General features: G+C 73.9%; 17 protein-coding genes. 12 read left to right on the forward strand and 5 right to left on the reverse strand.

Going from position 1 to position 21,592, the window contains the following annotated elements:
* The first annotated feature begins 41 nt into the window (after nt 1-41).
* Together groL and SM573_RS09610 are read left to right on the forward strand one after the other, a co-directional pair.
* On the forward strand, nt 42-1,694 hold the full coding sequence (gene groL, locus SM573_RS09605; protein ID WP_474611001.1) for a chaperonin GroEL: 1,653 nt from the start codon (nt 42-44) through the stop codon (nt 1,692-1,694).
* A 124-nt stretch (nt 1,695-1,818) separates the two neighbouring features.
* Nucleotides 1,819-3,780 (forward strand): molybdopterin-dependent oxidoreductase, encoded by a 1,962-nt coding sequence (locus SM573_RS09610; protein ID WP_474615921.1) that lies wholly within the window; start codon nt 1,819-1,821, stop codon nt 3,778-3,780.
* A gap of 68 nt (nt 3,781-3,848) precedes the next feature.
* Here SM573_RS09610 and SM573_RS09615 read toward each other — a convergent pair whose 3' ends face one another.
* Complete coding sequence (locus SM573_RS09615; protein WP_474611000.1) at nt 3,849-4,232, reverse strand: WhiB family transcriptional regulator; 384 nt, start codon at nt 4,230-4,232, stop codon at nt 3,849-3,851.
* Nucleotides 4,233-4,485: 253 nt separating this feature from the next.
* On the opposite strand from SM573_RS09615, the gene SM573_RS09620 reads away from it, so the two are divergent.
* A complete protein-coding gene (locus SM573_RS09620; protein ID WP_474610999.1) occupies nt 4,486-5,313 on the forward strand; it encodes a helix-turn-helix transcriptional regulator in 828 nt (275 codons plus the stop codon).
* Nucleotides 5,314-5,409: 96 nt separating this feature from the next.
* Here the strand turns inward: SM573_RS09620 and SM573_RS09625 are convergent, their stop codons facing one another.
* The gene (locus SM573_RS09625) at nt 5,410-5,832 is read right to left on the reverse strand and encodes a DUF5319 domain-containing protein (protein ID WP_474610998.1); all 423 of its coding nucleotides are present in this window, start codon (nt 5,830-5,832) and stop codon (nt 5,410-5,412) included.
* Nucleotides 5,833-6,014: 182 nt separating this feature from the next.
* Between SM573_RS09625 and guaB the strand changes: the two genes are divergently transcribed.
* The 4 genes from guaB to SM573_RS09645 all read left to right on the forward strand — a co-directional run bounded on the left by guaB (nt 6,015) and on the right by SM573_RS09645 (nt 11,797).
* Nucleotides 6,015-7,577 carry an IMP dehydrogenase gene (gene guaB / locus SM573_RS09630; protein ID WP_474610997.1) on the forward strand — a complete coding sequence of 521 codons (1,563 nt, stop codon included), beginning with the start codon at nt 6,015-6,017 and terminating at the stop codon, nt 7,575-7,577.
* A gap of 37 nt (nt 7,578-7,614) precedes the next feature.
* Nucleotides 7,615-8,733 carry a GuaB3 family IMP dehydrogenase-related protein gene (locus SM573_RS09635; RefSeq protein ID WP_474610996.1) on the forward strand — a complete coding sequence of 373 codons (1,119 nt, stop codon included), beginning with the start codon at nt 7,615-7,617 and terminating at the stop codon, nt 8,731-8,733.
* Nucleotides 8,734-8,807: 74 nt separating this feature from the next.
* A complete protein-coding gene (locus tag SM573_RS09640; protein WP_474616056.1) occupies nt 8,808-10,187 on the forward strand; it encodes a M1 family metallopeptidase in 1,380 nt (459 codons plus the stop codon).
* Nucleotides 10,188-10,336: 149 nt separating this feature from the next.
* Nucleotides 10,337-11,797 (forward strand): M1 family metallopeptidase, encoded by a 1,461-nt coding sequence (locus SM573_RS09645; RefSeq protein ID WP_474615922.1) that lies wholly within the window; start codon nt 10,337-10,339, stop codon nt 11,795-11,797.
* Nucleotides 11,798-11,824: 27 nt separating this feature from the next.
* On the opposite strand, the gene SM573_RS09650 is transcribed toward SM573_RS09645, so the two are convergent.
* Nucleotides 11,825-12,949: an LCP family protein gene (locus tag SM573_RS09650; RefSeq protein ID WP_474610994.1), complete on the reverse strand. Its 1,125-nt coding sequence runs from the start codon at nt 12,947-12,949 to the stop codon at nt 11,825-11,827.
* 144 nt (nt 12,950-13,093) lie between these two features.
* Here SM573_RS09650 and SM573_RS09655 point away from each other — a divergent pair, with 144 nt between their 5' ends.
* Nucleotides 13,094-14,791, forward strand: a complete 1,698-nt coding sequence (locus tag SM573_RS09655; RefSeq protein WP_474610993.1) for an FAD-dependent oxidoreductase — start codon at nt 13,094-13,096, stop codon at nt 14,789-14,791.
* A 143-nt stretch (nt 14,792-14,934) separates the two neighbouring features.
* Entirely contained in the window at nt 14,935-16,488 is a 1,554-nt protein-coding gene (gene guaA, locus SM573_RS09660) for a glutamine-hydrolyzing GMP synthase (protein WP_474610992.1), read from the forward strand.
* 7 nt (nt 16,489-16,495) lie between these two features.
* On the opposite strand, the gene SM573_RS09665 is transcribed toward guaA, so the two are convergent.
* On the reverse strand, nt 16,496-16,843 hold the full coding sequence (locus SM573_RS09665) for a PspC domain-containing protein (protein WP_474610991.1): 348 nt from the start codon (nt 16,841-16,843) through the stop codon (nt 16,496-16,498).
* A 144-nt stretch (nt 16,844-16,987) separates the two neighbouring features.
* On the opposite strand from SM573_RS09665, the gene SM573_RS09670 reads away from it, so the two are divergent.
* The 3 genes from SM573_RS09670 to SM573_RS09680 all read left to right on the forward strand — a co-directional run bounded on the left by SM573_RS09670 (nt 16,988) and on the right by SM573_RS09680 (nt 20,257).
* The gene (locus SM573_RS09670) at nt 16,988-17,935 is read left to right on the forward strand and encodes an NUDIX domain-containing protein (protein WP_474610990.1); all 948 of its coding nucleotides are present in this window, start codon (nt 16,988-16,990) and stop codon (nt 17,933-17,935) included.
* A gap of 135 nt (nt 17,936-18,070) precedes the next feature.
* On the forward strand, nt 18,071-18,982 hold the full coding sequence (locus SM573_RS09675) for an NUDIX domain-containing protein (protein WP_474610989.1): 912 nt from the start codon (nt 18,071-18,073) through the stop codon (nt 18,980-18,982).
* Nucleotides 18,983-19,321: 339 nt separating this feature from the next.
* A complete protein-coding gene (locus SM573_RS09680) occupies nt 19,322-20,257 on the forward strand; it encodes a CDP-alcohol phosphatidyltransferase family protein (RefSeq protein ID WP_474611482.1) in 936 nt (311 codons plus the stop codon).
* A gap of 58 nt (nt 20,258-20,315) precedes the next feature.
* Here SM573_RS09680 and SM573_RS09685 read toward each other — a convergent pair whose 3' ends face one another.
* Complete coding sequence (locus SM573_RS09685; protein WP_474610988.1) at nt 20,316-21,569, reverse strand: phosphatidylserine decarboxylase; 1,254 nt, start codon at nt 21,567-21,569, stop codon at nt 20,316-20,318.
* Nucleotides 21,570-21,592 lie beyond the last annotated feature (23 nt).

Consider the following 21,592-nt stretch of genomic DNA (forward strand, 5'->3'; position numbering starts at 1 on the left):
CGGCTCGCCGGGCCGGGGCACCGCCGCTTGAAGGGACATTCATGGCGAAGATCCTGAGCTTCTCGGACGACGCGCGGCACCTGCTCGAGCACGGTGTCAACGCCCTCGCGGACGCGGTGAAGGTCACCCTCGGCCCGCGCGGGCGCAACGTCGTCCTGGACAAGAAGTTTGGTGCGCCGACGATCACCAACGATGGCGTGACCATCGCCAAGGAGATCGAGCTCACCAACCCCTACGAGAACCTCGGCGCGCAGCTGGTCAAGGAGGTGGCGACCAAGACCAACGACGTCGCCGGCGACGGGACCACGACCGCGACCGTGCTGGCCCAGGCGATGGTCCGTGAGGGCCTGCGCAACGTGGCCGCCGGGGCCAACCCGACCGGCCTCAAGCGGGGCATCGACGCGGCGGCCGCCAAGGTCTCCGAGGCGCTGCTCGGCCGGGCCGTCGAGGTCGCCGGCAAGGAGTCGATCGCGCACGTCGCGACGGTCTCCGCGCAGGACGCCAACATCGGCGAGATGATCGCCGAGGCGATGGAGAAGGTCGGCCGCGACGGTGTGATCACCGTCGAGGAGGGCTCCACCCTCGCCACCGAGGTGGACGTCACCGAGGGTCTCCAGTTCGACAAGGGCTTCATCTCGCCCAACTTCGTCACCGACGTGGAGGCGCAGGAGGCGGTCCTGGAGGACCCGTACATCCTGATCACCACGCAGAAGATCTCGGCCATCGAGGAGCTGCTGCCGCTGCTGGAGAAGGTCCTCCAGAACAGCAAGCCGCTGCTGATCATCGCCGAGGACGTCGAGGGCCAGGCGCTGTCGACCCTGGTGGTCAACTCGCTTCGCAAGACCCTGAAGGTCTGCGCCGTGAAGGCCCCGGGCTTCGGTGACCGCCGCAAGGCGATGCTCCAGGACATGGCGATCCTCACGGGCGCCGAGCTGATCGCTCCGGAGCTGGGCTACAAGCTCGACCAGGTCGGCCTGGAGGTGCTGGGCTCGGCCCGCCGGGTCGTGGTCGACAAGGACAACACCACGATCGTCGACGGCGGTGGGCAGTCCGCCGACGTCGCCGACCGGGTGGCCCAGATCCGCAAGGAGATCGAGGCCTCGGATTCCGAGTGGGACCGGGAGAAGCTCTCCGAGCGGCTGGCGAAGCTCTCCGGCGGTGTCGCCGTGATCAAGGTGGGTGCGGCGACCGAGGTCGAGATGAAGGAGCGCAAGCACCGCATCGAGGACGCCATCGCCGCGACGAAGGCCGCCGTCGAGGAGGGCACGGTGCCCGGTGGTGGCGCCGCGCTGGCGCAGATCCTGCCGGTGCTCGACGACGACCTCGGCTTCACCGGTGACGAGAAGGTGGGCGTCTCGATCGTGCGCAAGGCGCTCGTCGAGCCGCTGCGCTGGATCGCCCAGAACGCCGGCCACGACGGCTACGTGGTGGTGCAGAAGGTCGTCGGCGCCGACTGGGGCACCGGCCTGAACGCCGCCACCGGCGAGTACGTCGACCTGGCCAAGTCCGGCATCCTGGACCCGGTGAAGGTGACCCGCAACGCGGTCACCAACGCCGCGTCCATCGCCGGCCTGCTGCTCACCACGGAGAGCCTCGTGGTGGAGAAGCCGGCCGAGCCGGAGCCGGCCGCGGCCGGTGGCCACGGCCACTCGCACGGCCACGGTCACGGCCACCAGCACGGCCCGGGCTTCTGACCCGCGTCTTACGCCCGGTCGGGGCACACCGTCGTCCGGCGGTGTGCCCCGACGCGTCTGTCCGGTCCTTACGGACCCGTGACGTCACTACCGAGCGGCCCGGCCGATCGGAAACACTGGGCCGGTGAGCACCACCACGACACCCCGGTACGCCGCCCTGGCCGGGATCACCGCAGCCGCCGTGGCGATCGGCGCCGCCGAACTGGTGGCCGTGCTGACCGGCGCCCGCTCCGCGCCGCTGGTCGCGGTCGGGGGCGTGGTCGTCGACACCGTGCCGGAGCCGCTCAAGCAGTTCGCCATCGACCTCTTCGGGCGGTATGACAAGCTCGCCCTGCTGGTCGGCACCGCCGTGCTGCTCGCGGGCTTCGCGGCGCTGCTCGGCGTGCTCGCCGTACGCCGGCTGGCGGTCGGCCTCGCCGGGATCGCCTGCTTCGCCGCCATCGGCGTGGCCGCCGCCCTGACCCGCGCCGGCGCGGACGCCTTCGACGCGCTGCCCTCGCTGGTCGGCGCCGGGCTCGGTGCGCTGGTGCTCTGGGCGTTCATCGCCGGTCCACTGGAACTCGACCCCTGGCCCTGGACCCCGCCGGCCCCGCTCCCCGACGGACCGGTCGCCCCGCGCCGGGACGGTCCGGTCCCACCGCCACGGGACGGTTCGGCTGCCCCGGCCCCGGCCGGGTCGGTTTCCGGGTCCCCGGGCGGGTCGGTCCCCGGGACCTCCGGCGGATCGGTGCCCCGGAGTCCGGGCGGTTCCGCCCCTCCGACGCCGGGCGCCTCCGTTCCCTCGCCGCCCGAGGCGCTGCTGACCTCCGACTCCTGTCGAGCCGCCCCAGAAATGGGGCGCCCCATTTCTGGGGCAGCTCGACAGCGTCCGACGGACACCCATGCGGGTGGTGACGGCGGTGGTGGCCACGGTGGTCACCCCGTGGCGGGGTCACCGCCTCCGGCCACCACGGGACCCGCCCGGGGAGGAACCGGTTCCCAGTCGGGCCGGGGCCTCCCGGCCGGGTCGGGTGGCGTCGCTCCGGAGTCCCGCCGGCGCTTCCTGACCGGCGCCGGCGCGCTGGTCGGCGCGGCGGCGGTCGCCGGGCTCGGCGGGCACTGGCTGGCTGGTCGGCGGGGCGTGTCGGTGGCCCGCGAGGCCGTGGTGCTGCCCGCCCCGGTGTCGCCCGCCCCGGCGGTGCCGGCCGGGGCCGACCTGTCCGTGACGCGGCTCGCGCCCTACGTCACCCCCAACCGGGGGTTCTACCGGATCGACACCGCCCTCGTGGTGCCGCAGGTCGACCCGGGGACCTGGCGGTTGCGTATCCACGGCCGGGTCCGCAACCCGGTCACGCTCAGCTTCGCCGACCTGCTCGCCCGGCCGATGGTCGAGCGGTACGTGACCCTCGCCTGCGTCTCCAACGAGGTCGGCGGAGACCTGGTCGGTAACGCCCGGTGGCTCGGCGTACCCGTGCGGGACCTGCTGGACGAGATCGAACCCGAGGACGGCGCGGACCAGGTGGTCAGCCGCTCGGTCGACGGCTGGACCTGTGGCACCCCGACGGCCGCGCTGCGCGACGGGCGGGACGCGCTGCTGGCGGTGGGGATGAACGGGGAGCCGCTGCCGCTCGAGCACGGGTTCCCGGTCCGGATGGTGGTGCCGGGCCTCTACGGCTACGTGTCGGCCTGCAAGTGGGTGACCGAGCTGGAGCTGACCAGCTTCGCGGACTTCGACGCGTACTGGGTGCCGCGGGGCTGGTCGGCGCAGGGGCCGATCAAGACCCAGTCACGGATCGACACGCCCGGGCGCGGCCGGCTGACGGCCGGGCCGGTCATGGTGGCCGGGGTGGCCTGGGCGCAGCACCGCGGCATCCGCCGCGTCGAGGTACGCGTCGACGACGGCCCCTGGCAGGAGGCGGAACTCGCCCCGACGGTCTCGGTGGACACCTGGGTGCAGTGGTCGTGGCGGTGGCAGGCCACACCGGGGGAGCACCGGCTCCAGGTGCGGGCCACCGACGCCACCGGCGAGACGCAGACCGAGCGCCGGCAGGGCGTGGCCCCGGACGGCGCCACCGGCTGGCACACCGTGGCGGTGACCGTCCGCTGACGGGGGGACACGCGAAACCGCGCCCCTGCCTCGGGGCGCGGTTTCGCGGGATGACTGTGGTGGCGGAATCAGGCGACGTTGCGCTCGGCCGGCACGGTCGACTTGTGCGGGCGGCCCAGCCGGGCCTCGAGCCGCGCCACGTCGACGCGGGTCTGCCGGCGGTCGGCCAGGTCCTCCCAGCCCACGGCGAGCAGCCGCAGCCGCTCGGACTCGCTGAACCCACCCCAGACGCCGTACGGCTCGCGTACGGAGAGCGCGTGCGCGGCGCACTCGGCGCGAACCGGGCAGGTGCGGCAGACCGCCTTCGCCCCGGACTCCCGGCGCAGCCGCGAGGAGCCCCGCTCCCCGTCCGGGTGGAAGAACTGGGCGCTGTCCCGGCCCCTGCAGGCGCCGAGGCGCTGCCAGTCCCAGAGATCGACGATGGGTCCGGGCAGTCTACGTACGTTCGACATCAGCACCCCTCCTCCCGCGCGGCACCGCGAGATACTCATGGCCGGCCTCCGGGCGGCGGGCCGCACAGGCGCACCGATCCCGGCCTGGCACACCGGTACCCGCCCGCCTCACCACTCACACGTGTGTGATCCAAAACGCCCGACAAGTCGCGGCATATGCCCCATCTGTCGGAAAAGTTCGGAGGATTGCCGGGAACCTCCTCCCCGACGGACCCCGCCGTGGTCTGCTCGTTGGCGGAGAGGAGACCCCACAGTGCGTACCGTTCTTGTGTGCGTCCGGACACCGCTTGCGGCGCAACATCTCACCTCTGCGGCTGCCCGGCTCGGACTGTCCGCGGTCGTCCGTACCGCTGTCTCCGATCCCGAGGTGATGCTGCGGCTGGCGGAGCGACAGCCGGACGTCGTGCTCGCCGACACGGCGCTCACCCGCCCGGACAGCGCCGGCTTCGTCCGCCGCGTCCTGGCCCGCGCGCCGCAGGCGGCCGTGCTGCTGTTCGGCGCCGAGGAGTCCGAGGCGGCCGCCGCGACGATCAGCGCCGGCGCCCGCGGCCTGATCCAGGGCACCGACCACGACCTGACCAGCGCGGTGGCGAAGGCGCTGCTGCTGCTCTCCGCCCCGGGACGGGCGGCCCGCCACCGGGTCACCGACCCCGCGCGGGACACCGCGGCGGTCGGTGGGCCGGCTCGCTCCGCGGCCCCCGGGCGCAGCGCCGGCGACCCCGGGCCCGGCTGGTCGGCCGGCCCGGCGGAGGGCCCCGGTGGCGCCCCGACGGTGGTGCCGGTGCAGCGCGGCGACGACGGGCCGGAGGGCAACGGTGGCGAGTCGGAGGGCACGCCGCCCGACGGCCAGCGGCCGGCGCCGAACGTCCGGGCAGCCCGCGCCTCCATCGGGCTCACCGAGCGCGAGCTCCAGGTGCTGCTCGGCATGGCGGAGGGCAAGAGCAACGCCGAGATCGGCCGTGAGCTGTTCGTCTCGGAGGACACGGTCAAGACGCACGCCCGCCGGCTCTTCCGCAAGCTGGGCGCGCGGGACCGGGCGCACGCGGTGGCCGCGGGCTTCCGCGCCGGCCTGGTGGCCTGAGCCGCCATCCGGTGGGCGCTGACCTCCCGGCGGAGGACTCCGTGCGCGCACGGCCCCGGTGAGCGGCGCACGGTCAGGAAGCGATCCGCTGCCGCCTCAGGGGCGGCCGGGCTCCTCGCCCCGTGGCTCCTCGTCGGTGGCCTCGGTCAGCGTGTCGTGCACGCCGTCGGCGTAGCCGCGGGCGTACTCCCAGGTGACGTAGTGGTCCGGGTCGGGGTCGTAGGCCGGCTCGTGCACCCGGGGGCGGCCCGAGCTGAGCAGGTGCCGCAGGTTGCCCCGGAGGAGGTCCCAGTCGAAGTAGTGCGGCTCGCGGCAGTCCTCGCACTCGATGACCAGCCCGCGCACCCCGACCGGGGAGAGCAGGGCCTGGTAGATCTCCAGGTCGGCGAGATCCTCCAGCACGTCCTGCCGCTCGACGTCGGTCAACGGGTCCAGCGGCGCGTCGTCGCCCGGATCGTGCAGCCCGGCGGCCGGATCGGTCGGGTCGCCGTTGAACGGGTCGATGGGCTCGTCGTGCACCCCCTCACCGTAGACCCAACGCCGCGGCCATGCCCGCCCCGCACGTGCGCCGGCCGGCCCGGCGCGACGAGGGCCTGGTCAGCCGCATGGGTACGATGGGGTGATGCGCCGCGTGCGGCGTCCTTCCGGTGCCCGTCGCGCCACCTCGCTGAAGCCCGTTCGAGCAGCTCAGGGGAGCAATCGTGGAATTTTCGCCCAGCACCGATCTTCCGGCCGGCGCCGACCACGGCGAGCTGGGCGGCCACCTGCCGGAGCTGCCCGCCGGCTCGGCCCGGGTGGTGCCGCTCGGCCTCACCTTCGACGACGTGCTGCTCCAGCCCGGCGAGTCGGACGTGGTGCCCAGCCGAGTGAACACGGTCACCCGGATGACCCGCAACGTCACCCTCTCCGTGCCGCTGCTCTCCAGCGCCATGGACACCGTGACCGAGGCGCGGATGGCGATCGCGATGGCGCGCATGGGCGGCATCGGCGTGCTGCACCGCAACCTCTCCGTGGAGGACCAGGCGCTCCAGGTCGACCTGGTGAAGCGCTCCGAGTCCGGCATGATCACCAACCCGGTCACCGCGAGCCCGGACGACACGCTGCGCGACGTCGACGCGCTCTGCGGCCGCTACCGGATCTCCGGCGTCCCGGTGGTCGACGGCGACGGCGCGCTGGTGGGCATCGTGACCAACCGCGACATGCGCTTCGTCTCCGACCCGGACACCCCGGTCCGCGAGATCATGACGCGCACCCCGCTGATCACCGCCCAGGTCGGGGTCAGCAAGGACGAGGCGCTGACCCTGCTGCGGCGGCACAAGGTGGAGAAGCTCCCGATCGTGGACGACTCCGGCCGGCTGCGCGGGCTGATCACCGTGAAGGACTTCACCAAGAGCGAGCAGTACCCGAACGCCACCAAGGACGACGCGGGCCGGCTCCGGGTCGCCGCCGCCATCGGCGTGGGCGAGGACGCGTACAAGCGGGCCCGGACGCTTGTCGACGCGGGCGTGGACGTGCTGATCGTGGACACCGCCCACGGCCACCAGCGGGCCGTGCTGGACATGGTCCGCCGCCTGAAGAAGGACGTGACCGTCGACGTGGTCGGCGGCAACATCGCCACGTACGCGGGCGCGAAGGCCCTCGTCGAGGCGGGCGCGGACGGCGTCAAGGTCGGTGTCGGCCCCGGCGCGATCTGCACCACCCGGATCGTGGCCGGCGTGGGCGTCCCGCAGATCACCGCGATCATGGAGGCCGCCCGGGCCGCCCGTCCGGCCGGCGTTCCGGTGATCGGTGACGGCGGGATCCAGTACTCCGGGGACATCGCCAAGGCGCTGGTCGCCGGCGCGGACACGGTGATGCTCGGCAGCCTGCTGGCGGGCTGCGAGGAGAGCCCCGGCGAGCTGATCTTCGTGAACGGCAAGCAGTTCAAGGCGTACCGGGGGATGGGCTCCCTCGGCGCGATGCAGTCCCGCGGGCAGGCCAAGTCGTACTCCAAGGACCGCTACTTCCAGCAGGACGTGACCAGCGACGAGAAGCTGGTCCCGGAGGGCGTGGAGGGCCAGGTGCCCTACCGGGGGCCGCTCTCCCGCGTCGCTCACCAGCTGGTCGGCGGGCTGCGCCTGGCGATGGGCTACGCCGGTGCGGAGAGCATCCCCGAGCTGCACCAGCGCGGCCAGCTGATCCGGATCACCGCGGCCGGACTCAAGGAGAGCCACCCGCACGACATCCAGATGACCGTCGAGGCGCCCAACTACCACACCCGCTGATTCCCCCACCACCCCCGACAAACATCTGGAGTGAGCCATGCGTGACGTGGTCGAGATCGGGTTGGGCAAGACCGCGCAGCGCGGTTACCACCTGGACGACATCGCGATCGTGCCGAGCCGCCGCACCCGGGACGTCGACGACGTCTCCACCGCGTGGCAGCTCGACGCCTACCAGTTCGGCATCCCCTGCGTCGGGCACCCCTCCGACGCCACGATGAGCCCCGCCTCGGCGGTCCGCCTCGGCGAGCTCGGCGGTCTCGGCGTGCTCAACGTCGAAGGGCTCTGGACCCGCTACGAGAACCCGACCAAGGTGCTGGAGGAGCTGGCCGGGCTGGGCGAGGACGCCCGCGCCACGAAGCGCCTCCAGGAGGTCTACGCGGAGCCGATCCGTCCCGACCTCATCGCCGAGCGCGTCCGCGAGCTGCGGGCGGGGGGCGGCACGGTGGCGGTGCGGGTCTCCCCGCAGCACACCCTGGCGCTCGCGCCGGTGATCCTCGACGCGGGCGTCGACATCCTGGTCATCCAGGGCACGATCGTCTCCGCCGAGCACGTGTCGACCACCGACGAGCCGCTGAACCTCAAGGAGTTCATCGCCGACCTCGACCTGCCGGTGATCGTGGGCGGCTGCACCGACTACAAGACGGCGCTGCACCTCATGCGTACGGGGGCGGCCGGTGTGATCGTCGGGATCGGCGGCGACGACTGGTCGACCACCGAGTCGGTGCTCGGCATCCGGGTGCCGATGGCCACCGCCATCGCCGACGCGGCGGCGGCCCGGCGCGACTACCTGGACGAGACCGGCGGCCGGTACGTGCACCTGATCGCCGACGGCGACATGCAGACCTCCGGTGACATCGCGAAGGCCCTCGGCTGCGGCGCGGACGCGGTGATGCTCGGCGAGCCGCTGTCGCGCTGCGTCGAAGCCCCGGCCAGCGGCGCCTGGTGGCACTCGGCCGCCAGCCACCCGTCGCTGCCCCGCGGGGCGTTCGAGGTCGCCAGCGACCCGATCGGCTCCATGGAGCAGGTCCTCTTCGGCCCGGCCGACGAGCCGGACGGTCAGCTCAACCTCTTCGGCGGCCTGCGCCGGGCGATGGCCAAGTGCGGCTACCGGGATCTCAAGGAGTTCCAGAAGGTCGGCCTGGTCCTCGACCGCTGACCTGGGCGAACCTCCCCGTGTCGCACCGGCCGCGCCGTTAGGCTCGGCCGGTGCGACGTATCTCCCCCCGGACCGTGCTCGCCGCCGCGCTGGCGGTGGTGCTCGCGGCCGCCGGCTGCACCGGGTCCGCCGAGGACGGCGGGTTCCGGCCCGGCAGCGCGGACGCCGGTGACCCGTACGTCCCGGGGCGCGGCAACGGCGGCTACGACGTCGCCCACTACGCCCTCGACGTGCGCTACGACCCGTCGACTGACCGGCTGACCGGCCGGGCGGTGCTCACCGCCACCGCCACCCAGGGGCTCTCGCGGTTCAACCTGGACCTCGTCGGCCTCGACGTCGAGCGGGTGGACGTGGACGGCGCCACCGCCGAGCACGAGCGCGCGGGCGACGAGCTGGTGGTCACACCGCCCCGCGGGCTGGACCGCGGCACCCGGTTCACCGTGGAGGTGGCGTACGCCGGGGTGCCCACCGCCGCCGCCGACGGCGCGCTGGGCACCGGCGGCTTCCTGCACACCGCCGACGGCGCGATCGCCCTCGGGCAGCCCGAGTCGGCGGCCACCTGGTTCCCGGTCAACGACCACCCGTCGGACAAGGCCACGTACGACATCACCGTGACCGTTCCGGACGGGCTCGCGGCGTTGAGCAACGGGGTGCCCGGGCCGAAGCGCAGCGCCGACGGCTGGACCACCTGGCGGTGGAGCGAACGGGCGCCGATGGCCAGCTACCTCACGACGCTGGTGATCGGCGACTACCGCGTGAGCACCGGGACCCACGCCGGCCGCCCGCTGGTCACCGCGGTGCCGGCGGGCGAGCCCCCGGGTGGCCCGGCGGCCACCTCGCTGGCGCGCACCGGCGAGATCGCCGACTTCCTGGCCAGCCGGTTCGGGCCGTACCCGTTCGAGTCGTACGGCGGGATCGTGGTGGCCGACGAGCGTATCGGCTACGCGCTGGAGACCCAGTCCCGGCCGGTGTACGGGCCGGCCTTCTTCTCCCCGGGAGAGCCGAACCCCGGCGTGGTGGCCCACGAGCTGGCCCACCAGTGGTTCGGGGACAGCGTCTCGCTGAGCCGGTGGAGCGACATCTGGCTCAACGAGGGCTTCGCGACGTACGCCGAGTGGCTCTGGGCGGAGCACGACGGCGGCCGGAGCGTGCAGCGTGCGTTCGAGGCCCGGTACGCGACCACCGACTGGTCGCAGCCCTCGGTGGATCCCGGCCGCGAGGCGATGTTCGGCAACGCCGTCTACCAGCGTGGCGCGCTGGCCGTGCACGCGCTGCGCCGGACCGTGGGGGACGACGCCTTCTTCCGCGTCCTGCGAGAGTGGACGGCCGAGCGTCGGGACGGCAACGCCACCACGGCGGACCTGGTCGCCCTCGCCGAGCGGGTCTCGGGCCGACAGCTGCGGTCGCTTCTGGACGCCTGGCTGATCGGCGGCAGCGCGCCCGCCCTGCCGTGACGACCCTGTGATGATCGCTCGATAGGCTCTGCGGACGGACCGGACCGGGCGCCGGCCGCGTCCCGTGCGTGGCGGGGGAGTGGCCGGTTCGTCGACGACCGGCGCCAGGACGGGCGCGGGAGCCCGCCGGCACATCGGGAGGACGAGCGATGAGGCAGCCACGGCGGTCTCTGCGGACGGGTGTCGGCCTGCTGCTGGCCGGAGCGCTGCTGGCCGCGTGCGGCTCGACACCGGACGAGGCTGCGCCGTCGACGGCGAGCACCTCCGCTTCGCCCGCCGCGCGGCAGTTCAAGCCCGGCGCGGCCGGCGCGGGGGATCCGTACTTTCCCAGCTACGGCAACGGCGGCTACGACGTCGACCGGTACCGCGTCGCGGTGCGTTACGACCCGGAGAAGGACCGGCTCACCGGCACCGCCACCGTGCACGCCGCCGCGACCAGCGACCTGTCCGCGTTCAACCTGGATTTGGCCGGGCTGGCCGTGCGGTCGGTGACGGTCGACGGCGCTCCGGCGAAGCACTCCCGCAAGGACGACGAGCTGGTGGTCACCCCGGCCAAGGGGCTGATCGCCGGCAACGGCTTCGTCGCCGAGATCACGTACGAGGGCGAGCCGGAGCCGCTGGAAAACGAGGCGCTCGGCGAGGGCGGCTTCATCCACACGGAGGACGGGGCGATCGCGCTCGGCCAGCCGGAGTCGGCGAGCACCTGGTTCCCGGTCAACGACCACCCTTCGGACAAGGCGACCTACGACTTCGAGATCACTGTCCCCGACGGACTGACCGCGGTCAGCAACGGGGTGCCGGCCGGCAAGTCGAGCAGCGGCGGCTGGACCACGTGGAAGTGGGCCGAGCGCGCGCCGATGGCCAGCTACCTGAGCTTCGTGGTGATCGGCAAGCTCCGGGTGAGCACCGGGGAGCACAAGGGCCGGCCGGTCTACCACGCGATCGACACGGACGTGCCCGAGGGTGCGGCCGACGAGTCGATCAAGGACACGGTCGAGGTGGCCGACTACCTGGAGACCGTCTTCGGGCCGTACCCGTTCGAGGCGTACGGCGGGGTGGTGGTCTCCGACCCCCGGATCCGGTACGCGTTGGAGACGCAGTCCCGCCCGGTCTACTCCTCCGGGTTCTTCCGGCAGGGCGTGAACACCGAGGTGGTCGCGCACGAGCTCGCCCACCAGTGGTACGGCGACAGCGTGGCACTGACCCGGTGGCAGGACATCTGGCTCAACGAGGGGCTCGCCACGTACGCCGAGTGGCTCTGGACCGAGCACCGTGGCGGCCGGAAAGCCGCGGAGGCGTTCGCGTCGCGCTACACCGGCTCGTCCGCCCAGCTCTGGCGTACCCCGCCCGGCAAGCCGGGTGTCGAGAACCTGTTCAGCGAGTCGGTCTACCAGCGTGGGGGGATGACGGTGCACGCCCTGCGCGTGGCGGTCGGCGACGACCGGTTCTTCGAGATCGTGAAGACCTGGGCGGCGGAGAAGCGCAACGGCAACGGCACCACCAAGGAGTTCGTCGCGCTCGCCGAACGCGTCTCGGGCAAGAAGCTCGACAAGCTCTTCGACGCCTGGCTCTACGGCACCGAGCGCCCCGCGGAGCCGAAACCCCTGTAGTGCACCGCCCGCGCTCCGCGCGGGAGGTCAGGACTTCACACGCAGCCCGGGGTGCTCGGCGAGGTAGGCGTCGGCTCGGCCGGCGCGGAGCTCGGTCAGGAAGCGGCGGCCGACGGCGGTGAGCTGCTCACCCCGGTAGCCGCTGCCGGACCCGACCGACGCGCCGGGCAGGCCGACCAGCACGAGGCGGTCGGCCGGCAGGCCGCCGAGGGCGTACGCGAACTCGACCAACCGCCGCCCGCCCGCGTAGACCAGGGTGTCGCCGAGCGCGTCGACCACCTGTTGCAGCTGGTCCGGGTCGCGGGCCAGCCCCCGGTCGAGGATCTTGCCCACCAGGGCCCGGATCAGCTGCTGCTGGTGGCGCTGCCGGCTGTAGTCGCCACCCGGGATGTAGCGCTGCCGCGCGTAGTCCAACGCCTGCCAGCCGGTCAGGTGGCGGCGGCCCTTCTCGTACACCATCTGCGGGCCCGTGTAGCCGCCCGGTGCGGCCTCCCGGTGCCGGCCGTCGGGCTGCCGGTGCCGGGACACCACCCGCTGGTCGACGTAGAGGTCGACGCCGCCGAGGCTGTCGACCAGCCGGTCGAAACCGCTGAACGTGACCACGGCTCCGGCGTCGATGCGCAGCCCGGTGTAGCCGCTCACGGTGCTGCGCAGCAGCTCGTACCCCTGGGCGGTGTTCGGCTGCTTCGGGCGGCCCGGCACCCGGCTGCCGTAGCTCATGGCGTGGGTCAGCTTGGTCCGGCCACCGCGGTAGCCCGCCTTGGGGAAGGCCGGGATGTCGACGACCAGGTCGCGCGGGAGGGAGAAGAGGTACGCCCGCCGCAGCCCGCGCGGCACGTGCAGGACCAGCACCGCGTCCGCGTGCGGTTCCCAGCCCGGGACGCTGATCCGGGTGTCGACGCCGACCAGCAGCAGGTTGAGGGGGCCGGTGATGTCGGCGCCCGGCGGCGGCGGGGGAGGGCTGGGCGTGCCGGTCGGGGAGCCGGCGGTGGACGGGCTCGCCGTGCCCGCCGGGGCGGCGCCGCGCTCCGGGCCCCGCTCGCCGAGGAGCCGGACGGCCGCCACCCCGCCCGCCGTCAGCAGCAGGACCGCGGCGAGCAGCAGGACCAGCAGCAGCCGGCGGCGAGGCGCCGTGCCGGATCCGAGGCTCATGTGCCCACCCCTTCCACCCGTGGGGAACAACGGCCCGACGGGTGTCCCGGGATGCGGGTCGGGCACCGGTGCGGCCCGGTGCCGTGCATGATCGCGCGAAACTGACCCCTGGCGCGACAGCTACCGACCGGTAATGATGCGGGCATGCGGTACGACGTGCTCGTCATCGGGTCCGGGTTCGGCGGCTCCGTCACCGCGCTCCGGCTCGCCGAGAAGGGTTACCGCGTCGGCGTCCTGGAGGCCGGACGGCGCTTCGCGGACGACGAGTTCCCCCGGACGTCGTGGCAGGCCCGGCGCTTCCTCTGGGCGCCCCGACTGGGCTGCTACGGCATCCAGCGGATCACTCTCCTGCGGGCGGCCGACCGGCGGGCGGGCGGCGGGGTGCTGGTGCTCTCCGGGGCCGGGGTGGGTGGGGGCTCCCTGGTGTACGCGAACACCCTCTACGAACCGTTGCCCGCCTTCTACGACGATCCCCAGTGGCGCGACATCACCGACTGGCGCGACGAGCTGGCCCGCCACTACGACCAGGCGAAGCGGATGCTCGGCGTCACCACGTACCCGACGGACACCGCGGCGGACCGGGTGATGCGGGCGGTGGCCGAGCGGATGGGCGTCGGGCACACCTTCCACGCCACCCCGGTCGGGGTGCACATCGGCCGCCCCGGCGAGCGGGTCGCCGACCCGTACTTCGGCGGGGCGGGCCCCGAACGCACCGGCTGCACCCACTGCGGCTCGTGCATGACCGGCTGCCGGCACGGGGCCAAGAACACCCTGGTCAAGAACTACCTGTGGCTCGCCGAGCGGCTCGGCGCCCAGGTGCACCCGCTCACCACCGCGACGGCCGTACGCCCGCACCCCGACGGCGGGTACGAGGTGCACACCGTCCGCACCGGTGCCTGGCTGCGCCGGCGGCGTCGGGTGTTCCGGGCCGACCAGGTCGTCTTCGCCGCGGGGGCGCTCGGCACCCAGCGGCTGCTGCACGAGATGCGGGCCACCGGGGCGCTGCCGGCGCTCTCGCCCCGGCTCGGCGAGCTGACCCGCACCAACTCCGAGGCGATCCTCGGCGCGGCGGTGCCCCGCCGGCAGGCCCGGGCGGCCGGCCTCGACTTCACCGAGGGCGTGGCCATCACCAGCTCGTTCCACCCCGACCCGCAGACCCACATCGAGCCGGTCCGGTACGGGAAGGGCTCCAACGCGATGGGCCTGCTCCAGTCGCTGCTGGTGGAGGGCGGCCCGCACCGCGTCCGGCGCTGGTTCGGCACCCTGCTGCGCGCGCCCCGCACCGCGGCCCAGCTGATCTCCGTACGCGGCTGGTCCGAGCGGACGGTGATCGCCCTGGTGATGCAGTCGGCCGACAACTCGCTGACCACGCGATGGCACCGCGGGCGGTTCGGCCGGCGGCTGGCCAGCGGCCCGGGGCACGGCACGCCGAACCCGACCTGGATCCCCGCCGGCCATACCGCCACCCGGATGTTGGCCGAGGAGATCGGCGGTACGCCGGGCGGCGCGCTGACCGAGCCGTTCGACATCCCGATGACCGCGCACATCCTCGGCGGGGCGGTGATCGGCGCCACTGCGGCCGACGGGGTGATCGACCCGTACCACCGGGTCTTCGGCCACCCGGGGCTGCACGTGGTGGACGGGGCGGCGGTGTCGGCGAACCTCGGGGTGAACCCGTCGCTGACCATCACCGCCCAGGCGGAGCGGGCCATGTCCCTCTGGCCGAACAAGGGCGAGGAGGACCCCCGGCCGCCACTGGGCGCCCCCTACGTGCGTCTCGACCCGGTCCGACCCCGCAATCCCGCGGTCCCGCCGACCGCCCCCGCGGCCCTGCGCCCCTGACCGCCTCCGTGCCCCGGCCCCTGGCCGGCCGCTGCTCACCGGTGCGCGCCGGCGGCTCGGGCCCGGGCGCGATCGCGCGGTGGCGGGGCCGGACCGGCGGGGCGTGGCGGGCGCCCGGGTGACTGTGGGTAGGCTTTCTGCACATGAGCACGCCTCGCCCCGTCCTCGTCGTGGACTTCGGAGCCCAGTACGCCCAGCTCATCGCGCGCCGGGTACGCGAGGCGAGGGTCTACTCAGAGATCGTTCCGCACACCATGCCGGTCGCCGAGATGCTGGCGAAGGACCCGGCCGCGATCATCCTCTCCGGCGGCCCCGCCAGCGTCTACGCGCCGGGCGCCCCCCAGGTCGACGCCGGCATGTTCACCGCCGGGGTGCCGGTCTTCGGCATCTGCTACGGCTTCCAGGCGATGGCGCAGGCGCTCGGCGGCACGGTGGCGCACACCGGCAACCGCGAGTACGGCGGCACCCCGCTGCGCGCCCGCCCGGAGGCCGGCGTGCTGCTGCGGGACCTCCCGGCGGACCTGCCGGTCTGGATGAGCCACGGCGACTGCGTCACCGAGGCCCCGGAGGGCTTCACGGTCACCGCCGAGTCGGCCGGTGCTCCGGTCGCCGCCTTCGAGGACCGGGTCGGCCGGCGGGCGGGGGTGCAGTTCCACCCGGAGGTGGGGCACACGGCGCACGGGCAGGAGATGCTCACCCGCTTCCTCTACGACATCGCCGGCATCGAGCCCACCTGGACGCCGGAGAACATCATCGACGACCAGGTGGCCCGGATCCGCGAGCAGGTCGGCGACAAGGAGGTCATCTGCGCCCTGAGCGGGGGGGTGGACTCCGCGGTCGCCGCCGCGCTCGTGCACAAGGCCATCGGCGACCAGCTGACCTGCGTCTTCGTCGACCACGGCCTGCTGCGCGCCGGCGAGGCCGAGCAGGTGGAGAAGGACTACGTGGCGGCCACCGGCATCAAGCTCAAGGTGGTCGACGCCCGGGAGCGGTTCCTGGGCGCGCTCGCCGGGGTGACCGACCCCGAGCAGAAGCGCAAGATCATCGGCCGGGAGTTCATCCGGGTCTTCGAGGCCGCGGCCCGCGAGATCGCCGCGCACGGCGACGTCGAGTTCCTGGTGCAGGGCACCCTCTACCCGGACGTCGTGGAGTCGGGTGGCGGCACCGGCACGGCCAACATCAAGAGCCACCACAACGTCGGCGGGCTGCCGGAGGACCTGAGGTTCGCGCTCGTCGAGCCGCTGCGCACGCTCTTCAAGGACGAGGTCCGCGCGCTCGGCCTGGAGCTGGGGCTGCCCGAGGCGATGGTCTGGCGGCACCCGTTCCCCGGCCCGGGCCTGGCGATCCGGATCATCGGCGCGGTGGACGAGGAGCGGCTCGCCGTGCTCCGCAAGGCCGACCTCATCGCCCGGCAGGAGCTGAGCGCCGCCGGCCTGGACCGGGACGTGTGGCAGTTCCCGGTGGTGCTCCTGGCCGACGTGCGCAGCGTCGGTGTGCAGGGCGACGGGCGCAGCTACGGGCATCCCGTGGTGCTGCGCCCGGTCTCGAGCGAGGACGCGATGACCGCGGACTGGTCCCGGCTGCCCTACGACCTGATCGCGCGGATCTCCACCCGGATCACCAACGAGGTCGCCGAGGTCAACCGTGTGGTGCTGGACGTGACCAGCAAGCCGCCGGGCACCATCGAGTGGGAGTGAGCCCGGCTCACGCGGCGGGCGGTATCGGTCCGCTGGGCGCCGGGCCGCCCGGCGGCGCCGTCGGGTAGGGCGGCGTCGGGGCGTACCCGGGGGGCGTCCCCTGCGGGGCGGCGGTCGCGTGCGGCCAGGCGGGCGCGCCGGCCGGCTCCTCGGGCATCAGGAACCACATGATCGGGTACGCGATCAGCGCCAGCCCGCCGGTGAGCAGGCCGGTGACCGCGAAGATCACACGGACCAGGGTGGGGTCGACGTCGAAGTAGCGGCCGAGGCCGCTGGCGACACCGGCCACCATGCGGTCGGTGGTCGGTCGCCGGAGCTGCTTGTACGGGGCCTGGGGAGGAGTGGTGGGCGTCATGTGTCCACCTTCCGCGCCCGCGGTCCCGGCGACCTCGGTGAGCGCCCGGATCCCTACCCTGACCGCCCCCTGAGCCGCGAGCCAAGAGTCAGGAATCTGACTCTTTTCGATGCCGGTAACCGGGGCGGGGGAGAATTTTTCCCCGTGACCACCACGCTCACGCCGCTGCGCAGGATCGCGGCATACGCAGTTTGTGCTGATTCGGCTGATCGGGTGTTGCTGGTGCGCGCGTCGGAGCGCTCCGGCACTCCCGGCGCGTGGTCGCTGCCCGGTGGGGCGGTCGACCACGGCGAGGACCCGAACCACACAGTCGTGCGGGAGACCGCGGCCGAGACCGGGTTGTCGGTCGCCGTGACCGGTCTCCAGGACGTGTTGGCGGACATGCGTGCGCTGCCCGAGCGGGGGATCACGATCCACACCGACCGGCTCGTCTACCGGGCCTCGGTCCGCGGCGGGAAGCTCACCGACCGGGTCGACCGGCCGACCGACCTGGCCCGGTGGTTCACCCGCGAGGAGGCCGCCGAGCTGCCGCTGCGGTCGTTCACCGCGCGCGCTCTCGACCTGCCCGCGTCCTCGGCCGACGTGGTCCCCGACGAGCCGCCCGAGTTCCCCTCCTTCTACGCGGTGCCCGGCCCGGACGGCCTGCACCGGGCCCAGCGCTTCGCCGCGTACGCGGTCTGCACCGATCCGGACGGCCGGGTGCTGCTCACCCGGGTCGCCGACGGTTACCCCGGCGCCGGCTGCTGGCACCTGCCCGGCGGCGGCACCGACTACGGCGAGCAGCCCGGCGCCGCGCTGATCCGGGAGCTGGTCGAGGAGACCGGGCAGACCGGTCGTCTCGTCGAGTTGCTCGGCGTGGCCAGCCACCGGGACGCGGCCTCGCTCGGCCCCGAGGGCTACCCGATCGACTGGCACGGCGTACGCGCGTTCTACCGGGTGGTGGTCGACAAGCCGGCCCCGCCCCGGGTCGCCGACGTCGGCGGTTCCACCTCGGAGGCGCGCTGGTTCGCCCCCGCCGAGCTGGGCGCCCTTCCCACCGAACGCCTCACCGAGGTGACGGCCGAAGCGGTGCAGGCCGCCAGGCTGGCCTGACCCCTCCACCCCGACCTCGCCCGTCCGGGCGCCCCGCCCAGCGATCATGAAGTTATCGTCAGGAGACGCCGGAACGGCCGGCGACGACTCGTGATCGACGGGACCGGACGACACGGCGGGGGCGGGGGCCACGGGATGCGGCAGCTGCGGCGGGTGGGCGCGTACGGGATCTGCCGGCGGGACGGGCGGGTGCTGCTGACGCGTGGCTCGGCCTCGGGCCCCTTCCCCGGGGTCTGGCAGCTTCCCGGCGGTGGCGTGGCGCACGCCGAGCACCCGGCGCACGCGGTGGTCCGCGCGTTCGCCGAGGAGACGGCCCTGACCGTCGAGGTGACCGGGCTGACCGCCGTGCTGGCCGACGTGACGACCTTCCGTGCCCCGGACGTCTCGATGCACACCGACCGGGTGCTGTTCGACGTCGTGGCCCGGCCCGGCGAGCCGCGGGCGCAGCCCTCCGGTGGCAGCGACGAGGTGGCGTGGTTCACGCCCGACGAGGCGCGGGAGGTGCCGCTGATGCCGTTCACCGCCGAACTGCTCGGCCTTCCCGTCACGCCCCTGCCGCCGGGGCTGCCCCGGCCGCTGCCGGCGGACCAGGTCGCCCCCGCGGACCCCGACCGCCGGCTCCGCTTCGGGGCGTACGGGCTGGTCACCGACCCCGGCGGCCGGGTGCTGCTCACGATGATCGCCGACGGGTACCCGGGCGCGGGGCTGTGGCACCTGCCCGGGGGCGGTACGGACCACGGCGAGCAGCCGGTGACCGCGCTGCTGCGTGAACTGGTCGAGGAGTCCGGGCAGCTGGGCCGGGTGACGGAGCTCATCGGCTTGGACAACCTGCACAACCCCGCCGCGTTCGGCCCCGAGGGGCGTCCGCTGGACTGGCACGGGGTCCGGGTGGTCTACCGGGTGGTCGTCGAGGCCCCCACCGAGCCGCGGGTGACCGAGCTGGCCGGCGGTTCGACCGCCCGCGCGGCCTGGTTCACCCCGGAGCAGGTCACCGACCTGCGGCTGAGCGACATCGCCAGGAAGGCAACCGGACGGCAGGGTCGATAGCGCCCACCCATCGAGCCGTATCGGCGCGCCTCGGCTACAGTCGAGGGAGGGAATGATGGAAAACGGGCGATGAGGCCCGGGTTGCGAATCCGAGAGCCGTTCGGGCGGTATATGGAGATATAAAGCCCCCGGCAGCTATCGCCAAGCGCCGTTCCCTGTGCAATGGTGTACTCCGCACAAGGGCTGCCGGACCCGCAGGGGTCCGACACGAGACAGCCGGAGGCCCGCCCGCGAGGCGGTGAGCGATCCGGTGATGGAGGAAGCGTGCCGAGAGCCCCCTGGCGCCGGCGTCGTACGACTGACAGTCCGCGCCCCGCAGGGCGTCGCTGGGCCGGCCAGCTGCGCCGCAGCGGCGCGTTCGCCCGCCAGGTGCTCCTGGTCCGGGTGGGCCGCCGCGACGGCGACCTGACCGGCGGCGTCGACGCCGCGCTGGTCGAGCCCCGCTACACCGACCGGAGCCGCCGCCGCTACGGCCTCACCCGGTTCAGCCGGGCGGAGGCCGTCCGCCGGGCCGAGGTCGAGGCCGTCATGCCGGTCAGCCCGGCCCTGGCGCCGGTCGTCGAGGCCGACGACGCGGGCCGGTCGATCCCGCTGCTCCCCGGTGAGCGCACCGCCACCCGGCGGATGAAGTTCGCCCTGGTCAACGCCTGCACACTGAGCAGCCTGACGCTGGGTGTGCTGGCCATCTTCCTGGCCATGCAGGGCGAGGTGCGCGTGGCGGCCCTCTGCCTCATCGCCTGCGTCGCGTTCGACGGCCTCGACGGCGCGCTGGCCCGCAAGCTCGGCGTCGCCAGCCCGTTCGGCGCCCAGATGGACTCGCTGGCCGACATGTGCTCCTTCGGCCTCGCCGCGCCGGTGGTGGTCTACGCCTCGCTCGCCGGTTCCGTCCCGACGGCCGCCGCGGCCGTGGCGTGCGCGTTCGTCGCGGCCTGCGCCGCGATCCGGCTCGCCCGGTTCAACGTCTCGCCGAAGGACGGTCGCTTCTTCTGCGGGGTGCCCACCACCATGGCCGCCGCCGTGCTCGCGATGACCGTGGCGATCGGCGTCCCCGTGCCCGGGCCGGTGCTGCTGGCCGGCGTCGCGCTGCTCGCCTTCGCCATGGTGTCGAGCTTCCCGTACGCCAAGCTCGCCCGGCTCGTGAAGCTGCCGCCGTGGCTCTGGCTGGCCCCGGTGGTCGGCGCGCTGGTCGACGTCCGGCTCACCTTCGCCCTGATCGTGGTCGGTTACCTGGCCAGCGGCCCCGTGCTCTGGCTGCGCCAACGCCGGGCCGCCTGACTCCCCCGCGAAGAAGGGGTGCCGCGACGCTCGCGGCACCCCTTCTTCGTGTCGGCGCTCAGCGCCAGCGGGCGATCACCGTGGCGCCGCCGACCACCTTGTCGCCGGGACCGACCAGCGGTTCCGCCGCGTCGGCCGGCAGGTAGACGTCGGTGCGCGAGCCGAACCGGATCAGCCCGAACCGCTCACCCTTGGCCAGCAGCGTGCCGATCGGCGCCCGCTGCACGATCCGGCGGGCGATCAGGCCGGTCCGCTGCGCGACGACCACCGTGCCGTGGTCCGTGTCGAGCACCGTGTACGCGGCGACGTTGTGCTCGGCGTCCGGCTTCATGGCGTTGACGAAGCCGCCGTCGGCGACGAAGTAGTCCACCACCTTGCCGGCCACCGGAGCGCGGTTGACGTGCACGTCCAGCACCGACAGGAAGACGGCGACCCGGAGCCACTCACCCTCGCCGAACCGCTCGTCGTGCAGCCGTTGCACGGACAGCACCTGGCCGTCGGCGGCGGCCACCACGGCGGACGGGTCTTCGGGCACGTCCCGCTGCGGGTCCCGGAAGAACGCGGCGACCGGGGCGGCGGCGAGCGCGGGCAGCAGCCAGAGCCGCGACTTCGGTCGGGTCAGCCGGGCCAGTGCGGCCAGACCGAGGGTGATGCCGGCGGCGGCCACACCGTTGGAGTCGATGTGCATGGTCCGGGTCAGCGGCACGCTGGACGGCCGGTGCGCGGGGGCGAGCCGGGCCGCCACGGCGGGGTTGGCCGGCGTGAACCGGAGCCGGTACAGCCGCAGCGGAGGCGAGTTGCGCAGCACCAGGTCGGTGCCCACACCGTGCAGGGCGCCCTGCCGTTCGAGCTCGCCGGCCGCGCCGGCGGTGCGGCCCGGGGTGGCGACGGTCGCCACGCTGAGCACCCCGCCGTCGCCGAGGTACTTGGTGAGGGTCCCGATGGTCGTACGGGCCTCGTCGGCCGTGCCGACGAGCGGCTCGGCGCCGATCACGACCTCGGCGGGATCGGCCTCGGCGAGGGAGTCGACCACGCGCACCCGGTCGGCGACCCACCGCCCCTGGGCGGTCACGTGCTCGCGCAGCGCGGTGGCGGACCCGCCCTCGGCGGGCACCACGGTGAGCCGGTCACCGGGCAGCAACGACTCGATCGCCGCGGCCAGCACCGCGGACTGCGGGCCGGCGCCGACCAGCAACGCGGCCTTGGGATCGTTGAGCCGGGCGAGCTCGGTGACGAGGGTACGGGCGGCTCGCTCGCCGATGCGGACCGGACCGGGCCGGCCGGGGGTACGCACGGCGGGGGACTGGGTCATGTCGGACGGGCTCCTGACGGGGT

This window comes from Micromonospora xinjiangensis, from assembly GCF_056150165.1.